This window comes from Pseudoalteromonas sp. SM9913 (assembly GCF_000184065.1).
GTDB classification, from domain to species: domain Bacteria; phylum Pseudomonadota; class Gammaproteobacteria; order Enterobacterales; family Alteromonadaceae; genus Pseudoalteromonas; species Pseudoalteromonas tetraodonis.
Map to the genome: position 1 here is coordinate 476,917 of NC_014800.1, position 13,138 is coordinate 490,054.

Here is a 13,138-nt window from a genome sequence, read left to right on the forward strand (position 1 = left end):
ATTGAAAAAAACCCTCCCCATGGATTGGGCCAGTCAGTTGGGTTTTAAAATGGAAAAGGATAGACGTGTGATCGCACTTTTATTTGATATTGTTGGTATGAGTGGCACTTTTTTAGTGGTTGGTTCATTTTTTTTGCTGCAACTAAATAAAGTTTCACCTAAAAGTTTAACGTATAACTTAATGAATTTAAGTGGCGCTATTTTGTTACTTATTAGCCTTTGTTATAACTTTAACTTAGCAAGCTTTGTGATTGAAATATTCTGGATTGCAGCCTCATTAATTGGCTTATACAAATACTTTAAAGACAAACCTGTCGTTGTAAAAGCGTAAATTAAGCTAAAACAGCACACCTTAAAAGGTGATTAAACCGTGGAATGTAATATTTCACGGTTTTTTAGTTTCAGTACAATTGTTAACAAAAAGTTTCTTCTGCAAAGGGGGATAACTCGTTACAATATTGGCTATTACTTATTATTGGCATCATAGTTGTCATAGGCGTTTATGTTCTCCATCCCCAAAAAAATTATTTTTGCCTGTATATTGTTAGTACTATTATTGGTGGTCACCTTTTCGTTTGGTCGTGCTTATGATTTAGGGCAAGCCAAAATTCAAGCTGATCAACAAGTCATCCAATTAAATAATTATATCGATAACGAACTCGCTCGATTTGCGGCTATCCCTCAGCTGCTAACTGAAAATAACGTATTGATTCGTTTTACTAATAATGAATCACAACACTTTAATGCAATTAACAATTACCTTGCTGATATTCAACAAGCCAGTGGTGCCTCAGATGTATACATACTAGATACTCATGGCGATGTTATTGCCAGTAGTAACTGGCAAACCGACTATACATTTTTAGGTAGTAACTTTGCATTTAGACCTTATTTTAAACAAGCGTTTGCCGGTGAAAAGGTCGCATACTTTGCACTTGGTCAGCGCTCAAAAGAGCGCGGAATTTATTTTTCTCAAGCTATTTACCTAGATGGAAAAGCCATTGGCGTGGTGGCGCTTAAAATTAATGTCGCTAAATTTGAAAACGATCGTTCGCTTTTAAATACCTCAAAAGGAAGCCATTTTTATTTGCAACTTGCCGATAATATTATTGCCATGTCGGATGAACCCGCATGGCGTTTAAATAGTTTTACAGAGCTTGATATTACCGCGCGTCGTGATATTAAACAGCGCCGTGCTTACTTAGATCATCAACCGTTACAAATTAAACAACAGCGCTACAAAAGCCAAGGCATTGAGCAATTTAAAATTGCTAAAGATGAATACGTTGCCGCCTCAAGACCCTTAACGCATCTGAATGCAACCATGACAGTGCTTGTTGATATTTCAAACATTAACGCCTTACAGGTGCCTAGATTACTATGGCTAGTGTTATTTTATTGGGTGTTTATTTTTGTTGGATATAGCTTATTGGCACGCTTTGCCGGGTATAAAAAATTACTGTATTCGCGTCACAGTTTAGAGCTCGAAGTACTAGAGCGTACTCAAGCACTCGAAAAAGCCCAAACCGCATTAGTACAGTCGGCAAAGTTAGCCACCATAGGGCAATTGAGTGCGGGCATTAATCACGAAATTAATCAACCGCTCAGCGCAATGAACACCTATTTAGCCAGTGCTAAAATTTTCCTAAAAAAGGGAAAGCTCAACGCATTAAATGAAAACTTAATCATTATCGAGAATTTAGTAGAGCGGGTGCATAAAATAGTGGCGCAGCTTAAACACTTTAGTAAACCGGCGACCATGCAACTTCGGCCTCATCCACTGTCGGCGTTATTAAACAATGCGTTGATGATCACCCATCCGCAACTTAAACAAGACGATGTTAACGTAAGTGCACCGCAGTTTTCGCAAGAGATCACTGTGTGGGTCGATGCGTTAAAGTTTGAACAAGTATTGGTTAATGTGATCACCAATGCATCACAGGCAATGAAAGGTGAGCCAGTTAGAGAGCTCAGTTTTGATGTTGAATGCTTTGAAGAGCGCGTTAAGCTTTCTATATTAGATAGTGGCTCTGGTATTGAGCATCACGTGTTGGGGTCTATTTTTGAACCTTTTTATAGCACCAAATCAAGTAACGGTTTAGGGCTGGGCTTATCGATTTCAAAGCAAATTATTGAATCATTTAATGGTTACTTAACTGCACATAACCGCCCTGAAGGCGGTGCGCAATTTATTATTAGTTTATCAAGCATAGAGGCCACTAAAAATGATTGAAGCCGTTGTTTGCAAACAGATTATTGTTATTGATGATGAAGCGATGATCCGCGATTCATTGAATCAGCTATTAACGCTCGAGGGGTATGAGGTACAGTGTTTCAGTGATGCAAGTGTTGCCTTAAGTCGCTTAAATCGTAGTTTTTGTGGCATTGTACTCAGTGATATAAACATGCCCACTATGGATGGTTTAACCTTTATTGATCAGGTAAAAGCATTTGATAGCGAACTACCCGTGATATTTTTAACCGGTTATGCTGATGTTTCTGTTGCGGTAAAAGCGATGCAACTAGGCGCGTATGATTTATTTGAAAAACCACTGAACGAAAATTTATTAGATTGTATTGCCAGAGCCTCAGATAAACGTGCTTTAGTAATGGAAAACAGAGCGCTGAAGCGCGCGGTTGAGAAAACGTCGGCGCCCGGTGTACGTATTTTAGGTGATACGCTTAAAATGCAGCATATGATGAACCTACTCAACACGGTGATTGATACACCAGCTGATGTGCTGATTGAAGGTGAAACTGGCACAGGTAAAGAATTGGTTGCCCGTTATTTACACGACCATAGTAACCGTTCAAGCTGTCAGTTTGTGGCTATTAACTGTGGGGCAGTCCCAGAGCAATTAATAGAAAGCGAACTGTTTGGGGCTATCAGCGGAGCCTTTACTGGCGCAACACACGATCGCAAAGGTAAATTTGAGTTTGCACAAGGCGGCACCGTTTTTTTAGATGAAATTGAAAGCACTCCTTTATCGCTTCAAGTTAAATTACTACGGGTGCTTGAAGAGCGAAAAGTAACCCCCGTTGGTGCTAATAAAGCCATCGAGCTTGATATTCGTATTGTCGCAGCCACCAAAGTCGATTTACTTTCGCTGGTAGAAAAAGGTGAGTTTAGAGCCGACTTATATTACCGACTTAGTTTAGTAAAAGTCAGCATCCCTGCATTAAGAGACAGAAAAGCAGATATTCCACTGTTGTTTAAACATTTTAGCTCTATAGCTGCGACCCGCTTTCATAAACCGTTAGGGGCGCTCAATATAGAACTACAACAACGTTTACTAGCGCATGATTGGCCTGGCAATGTGCGGGAATTGAGAAATCAAGCCGAGCGCGTGGTATTGCTAGGCCCCGATCTGGCATTTGCACAAAGTGACTCAAGCAACAGCACGCTATCATTAGATTTGAGCCTAGCCGAAAAGGTCAGCTTTTATGAGCAATCCTTAATTGAAGAGGCGCTAGAGCTTAACCATGGCAGCATTAAAGACACCATGACAACCTTACAAATTGCGCGTAAAACCCTCTACGATAAAATGAGTAAATATAACCTTAATCGAGATATGTTCACCGATTAATGGGTGGAAATGGTGATATTGAGTGTTTTTTATGTGTGGAAACCCGCACATTTCAGTGTTTGTTTTTAAACCTTTATTTTTTAAATCACTGAAAATTATTGTTATTTTTTAGTTGGTCATGTTCTTGCTTTGTAGGTGCAGACAACAAGTAGCATCACATAATTAGGACACATAATGAAAAACAATATATTCCAAGGTTCAGTACTTGCTGCGTTATGCAGTGCTGCCACGTTACCTGCAACCACTTTTGCTGCAGACTACACAGTGTATGGTAAAGCCGAAGTACAAATTGCTAACACCGATACAGGCATAATGCGTTACGCTGACGAAGGCACGCAAATAGATGCCCCTTTTTCGCGTATTGGCATTAAAGGTAACCATAAATTAAATGAGTATTTTACCGCGGTATTTAAATACGAAGTTCAAGTAAAAGGTTTTGAACACGACGACACCAATGAGCCTTTTGCAGCACGCAATACTTACCTTGGTCTAAAAGGTGCTTTTGGTGAAGTGGTCGTAGGGCGAAACGACACGCGTTTTAAATACTCTGAAGGCAAGCTTGATAACTTTAACGAAACCCAAGCAGATATTTCACAAGTTATTGCAGGACAAGATCGCTTAGGCGATACCATTACCTATACCTCTAAGTACTGGCACAATGCACAGTTTTCATTTACCTATGCGCCAAAAGATGACAACAAAGATAACGAAGCAGGATTTGCGGCAACCCTTATTTATGGTGATCGTAATTTAAATAAAACACCTTACTCTATTTCAATCAGCCATGTTGATTCGCTTAATAACATTAAAGCAAGCCGTATTGCGGGTGTGTATAAGTTTGAAAAATTACAATTAGGGGCATTGTACCAGCATTCAGAATCGATTGACGGCGCTAAGTCTGGCAACGGTTATGTACTAAGCGCAAGCTATAAGTTAGACAAATGGGTACCTAAAGTACAATTTGCAAAAGATGATTCAAAACTACGTCAAACATCAGACGCTACCCAGTGGACCACGGGTGTAGATTATGTATTTGACAAGCAAACCACAGCTTACCTTTTATACACTGACCTCGACCTAGAAGAAAATGCTGATAGCAGTGTTGCACTTGGTCTTAAATATAAATTTTAAGGGCTGAACAAATGACAAAACGTATTTTAGAAAATAACGCGAATAAAAAGCCATTTATGCAATGGCTGTTTTTGTTACTTGGCCCATGTGTCATGCTACTTACTTGCTTAGTTGAGCCGCCAGTAGGTATGTCGGCGGCAGCGTTTAAAACCGCAGGCTTAGCATTTTGGATGGCCTCGTGGTGGGTGAGTGAGGTAGTGCCTATTCCTGCTACTGCGTTACTCCCTTTAGTGATTTCGCCGATTGTTGATATAGCCGCGATAAAAAGTGTTGCAGCGCCTTATGCGCATCCGCTGATCTTTTTATTTTTAGGTGGCTTTTTAATCTCAATAGCGATGGAGCGTTGGGGATTACACAAGCGTATTGCACTAAAAACAATGCTTTATGCAGGTAAAAAACCAAGCTTACAAATTTTAGCGATGATGTTAGTGACTGCATTTTTATCAATGTGGATGTCTAATACCGCTACCGCAGTAATGATGCTTCCTATCGCTTTATCTATTACCCATTTAGTTAAAAGCTCAGATCCTAGTAATGAAGGTTTTGGTAAAGCCCTTTTACTGTCGATTGCTTATGGCGCAAGTATTGGTGGTATTGCTACTTTAATCGGTACTCCACCAAATGCATTAATGGCTGCGTACCTATCAGACAGTTATCAGATTGAAATTGGCTTTGCCGAGTGGATGATTGTTGGTGTGCCATTAGCGCTCGGTATGTTGCTGATCAGCTGGATTTGGTTAACTAAATTCACTTATAAAGTCGATGCGAATGTACAAGCGAACAAGCGTATTGATACCAAAGCGGTATTCTCTTCACAATTAAAAGACTTAGGTCTAATGCAACGTGCTGAAAAGGGCGTGTTGTTTGTATTTGTGCTTGCCGCTATTTGTTGGATATTTAGACCTTTATTAGGCGATGTTACTGGGCTTAAAATTTCAGATACCGGTATTGCTATTGCCGCTGCATTATTACTGTTTGTACTACCGGCAAATAAAGGCAGCGATGCGCGTATTTTAGATTGGGAAAGTGCCGCTAAAGTGCCGTGGGGTGTGTTGCTTTTATTTGGTGGCGGATTAACACTTGCCTCGCAAATAAAGTCATCAGGATTAGCTGACTACATTGCCAATATGATTGAAGGGGCGAGTACTATTCCATTAGTAATGAGCATTCTTGTTGTGGTTGCGCTGATTACGTTCTTAACCGAAATAACCAGTAATACGGCAACAGCAGCAGGCTTTTTACCACTGCTAGGCCCCGTTGCTGAGTCAGTAACAGGCAGTCCGTTAGTGTGGGTTATTCCAGCTGCGATTGCGTGTAGTTGTGCGTTTATGATGCCAGTAGCCACACCACCCAATGCGATTGTGTTTGGCTCGGGTGAAATTAAAATGAAAGACATGATCCGTGCTGGCTTTGTGTTAAATATTGTCGCTATTGTTTTAATTACCTTAGTAACAATGACCATAGCAGCCCAAGTTTTTGGTTTTTAATAACCCACTTTAATCAACTAACAAAACAGATAACCGATGCACACAAAAGCAGTGCATCGGTATGCGTTCCAACCAACCTGTTGAGTGTTTTTGCAATCCTTTACCTCGTGTTGCAAAATCACTCTTTATTGCTCGAGTAACAGAACAAGGTTATAGTCTTGAAAACGTTATAAATCGGGTAGCCTATTTTGAACACTGACACATTATCTACAGGGTCTTTGCGTTCGCAATTTAATGAACTAAAGCATGCTTTTGAAGACACCCCTTATTTACCCATTGAGCAACGTCTTGCTTTACTCAAAAAATTACGCGCTAACATTGTAACGTTAGAGCAAGACTTGATTGCTGCAGTATCTAAAGATTTTGGATACCGAACGGCGTTCGATACCTTAGTGGGGGATATTTTGCCCACCATGCAGGGACTTGCGCATATTATTAAAAAGCTACCTCGCTGGTCTAAGCCTAGTCAGCGCAGCGCGGGGTTAAGCTTATGGCCCTCAAAAGTAAGTGTCACCTATCAGCCTATTGGTGTGGTGGGTGTGATTGCACCATGGAACTATCCCATTCAACTAGCATTGGTACCTGTTATTACTGCGATTGCAGCGGGTAACAGGGTGATGTTAAAGCTCAGTGAATTTACGCCTAACACCAATGCCGATATTGAAAAAATATTTGCAGGTGAATTAAGCCAACACTGCACAATTATTCAAGGTGGTAGCGACGTGGCAAGTGAGTTTTCATCATTGCCGTTTGCGCATTTACTGTTTACAGGCTCGACGGCTGTTGGCAAGTTAGTTATGGCCGCGGCCAGTAAAAATCTAACGCCGGTAACATTAGAGCTCGGCGGAAAATCGCCCGTCATTGTGTTAGAAAAAGCCGATGTAAATAAAGCCGCGCGTGCATTATTATTTGGAAAAATGGCCAATGCAGGGCAAATATGTGTAGCGCCTGACTACGTGTTTGTTCCTAAAGCATTGGAGCATCAATTCATTAAAGCGCTTTGTACCCTTTATAAAAAACACTTTAAGCAAGGTGTTGAAGGTAAAAACCTGACCTCGATTATAAGCCCTGCACATTATCAACGTTTGCTAGGTTATTTAGAGCAAGCACAAGAGCAAGGCGCTAAAATTACTAAACCGCTTGAACAAAACCAGCAAGATGGCGAAAAGCATCGTATGGGTCTGCATATTGTTACGCACGTAACAGATGAGATGACATTAATGCAAGAAGAGCTATTTGGTCCCATTTTACCCATTATGAGTTACGACAAATTAGAGGACGTGCTTAATTATATTCGATTACGCGACCACCCATTAGCCCTTTACATTTTAGGTCAAGATAAACAGGCGCAACAGTACATTATTAAGCAAACACTTAGCGGAACAGTTGCGGTAAACGACACATTAATACAAGTAGCTGCCGATGATGTGCCGTTTGGTGGCGTGGGGCATTCGGGGATGGGGCATTATCACGGCAAAGAAGGTTTTCTCACCTTTAGCCATGCAAAAAATACCTTAGTCTCTGGCTCGGTTAACCCGCGCATTGGTTTATTACTTAAACAAAATAAATTACTGATCAAAGTGCTAAAGTGGCTTTATGTAAAATAGCCTGTAGCGTTTAAAACAAAAAAGCTGAATGAATCACTTCATTCAGCTTTTTTAATAGCTAACTTAAAACAGGCGTCCTTCGCCAGCATACGTTCCCGCTAAAATTTTGGTATAAATTGCATCGGCTTTTTCTTTTGCCTCAGCTACCTCTTTAGGAAGCATAGTACGTTCATCAAGTTTACGGCTGTGACTGGCTTGCATGTTGCCGTTATACTCGGCAATGGTATTCCACACATACGACATTTCAAGATTTTTTGGCATTCCTAAGCCTTCAAAATACATCAGTGCTAAATTAAACTGCGCCAATGTGTAATTATTAGCAGCGGCTTTTTCATACCATGTTCTGGCGGCTTTATAATCTTGGCTAACACCATCGCCATTTGCGTACATTACACCTAAGTTATACTGTGCTGCGGGAAGGTTCTTATTTGCTGCTTTTTCAAATAAGGTTATGGCCATTTGTTTGTCTAATTTAACGCCATTGCCTTCGTCATATAAAACCGCAAGTGCAAACATTGAATCTACATGGTTCTTTTTAACGGCTTGTTGGTACAGCTCAGCTGCTTTGTAATAATCACGGGTAACGCCATGGCCACCTTCGTATAGCTTACCTAATTCGTAAATACCCGGTGCATAGCCTTTGTCAGCTAAATAATTAAACTCTTTAAGTGCTTCTTCAAATTCACCCGCATTAGCAGCTCTGATCCCTTCTTCTAGTCCAGCATGAGCAAGAGGGGTAGCGAGCATAATACCGGCCAGTAGCAGTGCTTTAAAATTAGACTGTGACATAAGCATGTCTCCAAATTAGTTGTCGTTCTATGTAAGCGCCATAAAAGTAAAACTTACCTAGTGAATCTATTAGGGATAGGTAAAAAATTATGAGCTAAATTAATAACGCCAACGTTTATAACCTAGGTATACAAACGTATTAACAAGTAGTTTTAACTATAGCTCAAAAATTCTAAACTTAAGCATATAGTCATAATATAAATTGCGTTAGCTTGCGATTCTATAGAAAAATGAAAAAAATAAAAGCGAGCAATAGCTTACATAATTACTTATGATGATTTTTGGCAACCAAAGCATCATAAAACGGGGTCTGTTAATGTTAAATAATTTAAAAAATATAAAACTAAGCAAAATTATTTTTATAACCAGTTTATTGTTTATTGCCAGTTGTTCTACTTCCTTTGCTTATAACAACCTTGGTTGGCTGTCTTCGTTTTGGATAGACGATTATGTCGACTTAAACAAAAGCCAATCAACGCAGTTAAAAGTGATTATTAATAACACCCGAGATTGGCATCGAGAGATTGAGTTACCAAAATATAAAGCCGATTTACTCGACTTAAGGCAGTTGCTCGATAAACAAGCCGATACAGCGCAGTTAATGGCAAAAATAACACAGGTAAAGCAGCATTGGCGTAATTTACTTTTGTACGCGAGTGATCCCTTAATTGAGCTGGCAAAAACGTTAACTCCATCACAACGCAGTGAAATGGTAGAAAACATTCGTGAGCAAATTAATGATGAAATAAAAGAGCACGCTTCATTAACCAAAGAGGAGCATCAGCAGTCTCGTTTAGACAAGCAACTAGACTACTACGAACAATGGCTTGGTAAGCTCACCTCAGAGCAGCGAACGCTAGTGTCACAAGCCAACAGTGAATATATCAGTACCAGCAATTTATGGTATGACTATAAACTAACTCGGTTAGGTGCACTTGAAGCACTGTTTAATCAGCAAACCCTTGATGATGCCCAATTTGCGCATCAGTTACGCACTATCATTACAGAACGAGAGCTGTTTATGAGTGCTGAACTCATTGAGAGAAATGAGGAAAATTTAAGGGCATACGCACAGTTGCTGGTTAAATTAAATCAAACCTTAAGCTCTAAACAAATCGCACATGTTGATGAGGAATTTGCTGACTTGGTTGGCACAGTTAATGAACTGCTTACAGAATAGCTGCATTTAACCAATCCTTTTTGCTTATTTTAAAGGGGGTTGTTAAGCATAAAATTGTGATTATTGCATTTCAGGGTTAACATAAACGATTAGTTTTGATTTAAGTTTTTTATGGATATAGCCGCTCTTAACAGTACAAAAATATTACGTAAGCATGTCTTAAAATGGATGTGTTTATTTTTTGGTTTGCTGTCATTTATTTTTGCTGTGTTTAACCTATCAAAAAATCATTTTTATATTGTAGGCGGCTTAGAGGTGTGTTTTTCCGCACTTTGTTTTTATATTTTTATACAATTGGTTAAAAACAAGCAACGAAACTGGTATGCCATAACGGTTTGTATGACTGTAACGCTCGTTATATTATGTGGAACCTTTTTGGCACCACTTAAAAATGGTCTGTTTTTGTGGGCGTTTTCTTTACCCATTTTGTATTATCTACTTCTTGGTCGAAAATACGGTATTGTGTTATCGGCCACACTTTTGGTTATGCAATCATCAGTGTTGATTTATAAATTACCAAGCCCTTATTTTTCCTCTTTTAACCTAGCGCTCAACTTACTGTTTATTTATATTATTATATGGGTCATTTCTCATGTTTTTGAAGGAAATAGGGCCGAATTTTCGAAGCGACTTAAAAACTTGGCCTTACTTGATCCTCTCACGGGGGCAGGAAACCGTTTATCTATGAGTCATTATTTTGAAGTGGAGATAAAAGACAAGTCACAGCTGTACTTGTTTTTAATTGATCTTGACCACTTTAAACAAATAAATGATGAATACGGCCATGATGTAGGAGATAAAGTGCTGGTTGAGTTGGCAACTCTATTTAGGATTACTTTTGCAAAAGGGTATGTGTTTAGGGTAGGGGGTGAAGAATTTTCTTTAATGAGCAATTTTGATAGTGCACAATCCGCGCTGGCAAAGGCTGAAAATCTTAGACAAGCCGTTGCAAATAAATATATTGAAGCCAATGGTATAACCATAAATTTAACAGCCAGTGTTGGCGTTGTTAAGTACCAACAACAAAATTTGGCTGAATTAATAGCGCAAGCAGATAAGCAACTTTATAAGGCAAAAGATGCGGGGCGCAATGCGGTTTTTTCTGATATTAACCTCTGTGCAAATGCGGCTTAATACATTTGATCAAAATTAGGAATACTGTTCTCCCAAATCGGTCTTTCTTTGCCAATGTATTCACGCACGGCATCAAAAAACAATCGTGTTCTTACCGGTAAATCTCGGTGTGGGTATACAGCATACATTGCACTGTGTTCCATTAATTTTACATCGGTAAGTAAGGGCACCAGTTGCCCATCAATCACTTCTTTATCTAAAATAAATGCCGGCGCTAAAAAGTAGGTGGTGCCAGAGAGGGTTTTCATCAGTAATACTTCTGCATCGTTTGCTCTAAACACACTTTTTATTTTTTGCTCGCAGTGCTCGCCAGTGTGGTTATAGTAATTTATGCCTTCTACCCGCAGTGAGTTGCTGGCATAACTGGCCGCTGGCAATTGTGCCAAATCAGTGATTGTTATTGGCATACCGTATGTTTCTATAAACGCTGGCGCGGCTAATAGTAACAAACGATTACGGGCAATTTTACGAGCAATTAATGATGAGTCTTTGGGTTCACCCACTCTAAACGCTAAATCAAATCCTTCAGATACAATATCAACCAGTCGGTCATCTAAACGCAGTTCTACTTCCACTTGTGGAAAGCGTTTTTGGAAATCGTTGATCACTGGCTGTAAGTAGCGTCGACCTATTAAAGTCGATGCGGTCACTTTTAATACGCCGCGAGGCTCTTGGTGGTAGTTTTCTGCCATGCGCACCGTTTCGCCAAGCAGGCTTCGCAGCTCACCCGCTTTTTTTATCATTTCAGCGCCCGCTGCTGTAAGAGAGAATGAGCGGGTTGTTCTGTTTAATAGTCTTACCCCAAGTTCATCCTCTAACCGACTAATTTGCTTAGAGATCACTGAGCGGTCAATATTTCGTATTTCGGCTGCTTTTGCAAATGAGCCTTGCTCTACCACTTCAAGCAGCATTAATAGTCGACTGGTTGTATCCATTATTTCATTACTTAGTGAGTATTGATGCCATTTTGGCACTAATGAATTTAAAAATCTATTGTTTTTGTCATCAAGTATGTTCCGTATTATGCAATGCTAAATTAAAAGGAGCGTCGTTATGAACAAACACTTAATTGCTACAGCACTATCTGTTGCATTAATCACACTGGCCGGTTGTGCCGATGAAAGTACAGCGCAATCAGCCCCCGCACAGCAACAACAAGCTATTGATGTAGCCGAAGTCTTGGTTAAGCCAGTTCAAAGTTGGCATACCTATACAACACGCTTAGAGTCACCGCAAAAAGTGGCATTAATGCCGCGTGTATCCGGCATTATTGAGCAAATTGAATTTAAAGAAGGGGATAGCGTTAAACAAGGCGATGTATTATTTCGTTTAGACGATCGCTCATTCGCTGCAACCGTTGACAGTTTAAGCGCTCAGGTAAAAAGTGCTCAAGCAGCACTTGAACAAGCAAAAAGCGAAGCATCGCGTGCTGTACGCTTAACTGAGCGAAAAGCCATTTCGACTGAGCAAGCACAAGCGCGTACATCGACTTTACGTCAGCGTGAAGCACAACTTGCTGCACTGCAAGCGCAGCTTAAAGCTGCAAAGCTCGATTTAGAGTTTACGTCAGTGGTTTCTCCTATTGATGGCGTGATTTCTCGCGCAAATATTACCAAAGGTAACAACGTACTTGCAGGGCAAAGCGTGCTTACTTCAATTGTTTCTAATGACAAAATGTACGCTTACTTTGATGTAGATGAACGTACTTGGAATAGCGCATTTGACGAAGTAACAGCTGCAAGCAAACAGCCTGTTGTAATGCAAAAAGTAGGGCAAGACGATTTTAACTATAGCGGCCATATTAACTTTATAGATAATCAAATTAACGCATCTACAGGCACTTTACGCGTTCGTGCGGTATTTGATGATCGCAGTAATGAGCTGCGCTCAGGCTCATTTGCACGCATTAAGTTAGCTGCTAATGCAGTGCGTGAAACTGTCATTATTCCAGACAGAGCCATAGGCACAGATTTAAAAAATCGCTTTGTGTTAACTGTAGGCGAAAATAATGTGCTGCAATATAAATTGGTTACTGTAGGTGAGCGCTATGGACCGTTGCGAGCCATCACATCAGGACTTGAGCAAGGCGATGTTATTGCTGTAAACGGCCCTGCTCGTGTAGGACCCGGTATGCCGATATCACCAAATAAAGTGGCAATTAATACCCAAGGCGTGGCATTTACGCTAAGTGCTAACCCTGCCGATTTAGTTGCTAAGCAATAA

General features: G+C 40.1%; 11 protein-coding genes. 9 read left to right on the top strand and 2 right to left on the bottom strand.

The window, feature by feature from the left end:
- The first annotated feature begins 67 nt into the window (after window positions 1-67).
- The 6 genes from PSM_RS17305 (at window position 68) to PSM_RS17330 (ending at window position 7,812) form a co-directional block, all read left to right on the top strand.
- A complete protein-coding gene (locus PSM_RS17305) occupies window positions 68-331 on the top strand; it encodes a CBU_0592 family membrane protein (RefSeq protein WP_029609945.1) in 264 nt (87 codons plus the stop codon).
- Window positions 332-502: 171 nt separating this feature from the next.
- Entirely contained in the window at window positions 503-2,233 is a 1,731-nt protein-coding gene (locus tag PSM_RS17310) for a sensor histidine kinase (RefSeq protein ID WP_013463172.1), read from the top strand.
- The gene (locus tag PSM_RS17315; RefSeq protein WP_013463173.1) at window positions 2,226-3,587 is read left to right on the top strand and encodes a sigma-54-dependent transcriptional regulator; all 1,362 of its coding nucleotides are present in this window, start codon (window positions 2,226-2,228) and stop codon (window positions 3,585-3,587) included. Before PSM_RS17310 ends, PSM_RS17315 begins: the two co-directional genes overlap by 8 nt.
- Window positions 3,588-3,761: 174 nt before the next feature.
- The gene (locus PSM_RS17320; RefSeq protein ID WP_013463174.1) at window positions 3,762-4,718 is read left to right on the top strand and encodes a porin; all 957 of its coding nucleotides are present in this window, start codon (window positions 3,762-3,764) and stop codon (window positions 4,716-4,718) included.
- An 11-nt stretch (window positions 4,719-4,729) separates the two neighbouring features.
- A complete protein-coding gene (locus PSM_RS17325) occupies window positions 4,730-6,205 on the top strand; it encodes an SLC13 family permease (protein WP_013463175.1) in 1,476 nt (491 codons plus the stop codon).
- A 188-nt stretch (window positions 6,206-6,393) separates the two neighbouring features.
- Window positions 6,394-7,812 (top strand): coniferyl aldehyde dehydrogenase, encoded by a 1,419-nt coding sequence (locus PSM_RS17330; RefSeq protein ID WP_013463176.1) that lies wholly within the window; start codon window positions 6,394-6,396, stop codon window positions 7,810-7,812.
- Between the two features lie 63 nt (window positions 7,813-7,875).
- On the opposite strand, the gene PSM_RS17335 is transcribed toward PSM_RS17330, so the two are convergent.
- The gene (locus PSM_RS17335) at window positions 7,876-8,601 is read right to left on the bottom strand and encodes a tetratricopeptide repeat protein (RefSeq protein WP_013463177.1); all 726 of its coding nucleotides are present in this window, start codon (window positions 8,599-8,601) and stop codon (window positions 7,876-7,878) included.
- Window positions 8,602-8,917: 316 nt separating this feature from the next.
- On the opposite strand from PSM_RS17335, the gene PSM_RS17340 reads away from it, so the two are divergent.
- Both PSM_RS17340 and PSM_RS17345 read left to right on the top strand, forming a co-directional pair.
- On the top strand, window positions 8,918-9,781 hold the full coding sequence (locus PSM_RS17340; protein WP_013463178.1) for a DUF6279 family lipoprotein: 864 nt from the start codon (window positions 8,918-8,920) through the stop codon (window positions 9,779-9,781).
- Between the two features lie 111 nt (window positions 9,782-9,892).
- The gene (locus PSM_RS17345) at window positions 9,893-10,915 is read left to right on the top strand and encodes a GGDEF domain-containing protein (protein ID WP_147154726.1); all 1,023 of its coding nucleotides are present in this window, start codon (window positions 9,893-9,895) and stop codon (window positions 10,913-10,915) included.
- On the opposite strand, the gene PSM_RS17350 is transcribed toward PSM_RS17345, so the two are convergent.
- Window positions 10,912-11,850 (bottom strand): LysR family transcriptional regulator, encoded by a 939-nt coding sequence (locus PSM_RS17350; RefSeq protein WP_013463180.1) that lies wholly within the window; start codon window positions 11,848-11,850, stop codon window positions 10,912-10,914. The genes PSM_RS17345 and PSM_RS17350 overlap by 4 nt on opposite strands.
- Before the next feature lie 118 nt (window positions 11,851-11,968).
- On the opposite strand from PSM_RS17350, the gene PSM_RS17355 reads away from it, so the two are divergent.
- Window positions 11,969-13,138 carry an efflux RND transporter periplasmic adaptor subunit gene (locus PSM_RS17355; protein ID WP_013463181.1) on the top strand — a complete coding sequence of 390 codons (1,170 nt, stop codon included), beginning with the start codon at window positions 11,969-11,971 and terminating at the stop codon, window positions 13,136-13,138.

Coding starts and splice junctions, on each gene's coding strand:
- PSM_RS17310 (WP_013463172.1), top strand. CDS start 503: ATGTTCTCCATCCCCAAAAAAATTATTTTTGCCTGTATATTGTTAGTA.
- PSM_RS17315 (WP_013463173.1), top strand. CDS start 2,226: ATGATTGAAGCCGTTGTTTGCAAACAGATTATTGTTATTGATGATGAA.
- PSM_RS17320 (WP_013463174.1), top strand. CDS start 3,762: ATGAAAAACAATATATTCCAAGGTTCAGTACTTGCTGCGTTATGCAGT.
- PSM_RS17325 (WP_013463175.1), top strand. CDS start 4,730: ATGACAAAACGTATTTTAGAAAATAACGCGAATAAAAAGCCATTTATG.
- PSM_RS17335 (WP_013463177.1), bottom strand. CDS start 8,601: ATGTCACAGTCTAATTTTAAAGCACTGCTACTGGCCGGTATTATGCTC.
- PSM_RS17340 (WP_013463178.1), top strand. CDS start 8,918: ATGTTAAATAATTTAAAAAATATAAAACTAAGCAAAATTATTTTTATA.
- PSM_RS17345 (WP_147154726.1), top strand. CDS start 9,893: ATGGATATAGCCGCTCTTAACAGTACAAAAATATTACGTAAGCATGTC.
- PSM_RS17350 (WP_013463180.1), bottom strand. CDS start 11,850: ATGGATACAACCAGTCGACTATTAATGCTGCTTGAAGTGGTAGAGCAA.
- PSM_RS17355 (WP_013463181.1), top strand. CDS start 11,969: ATGAACAAACACTTAATTGCTACAGCACTATCTGTTGCATTAATCACA.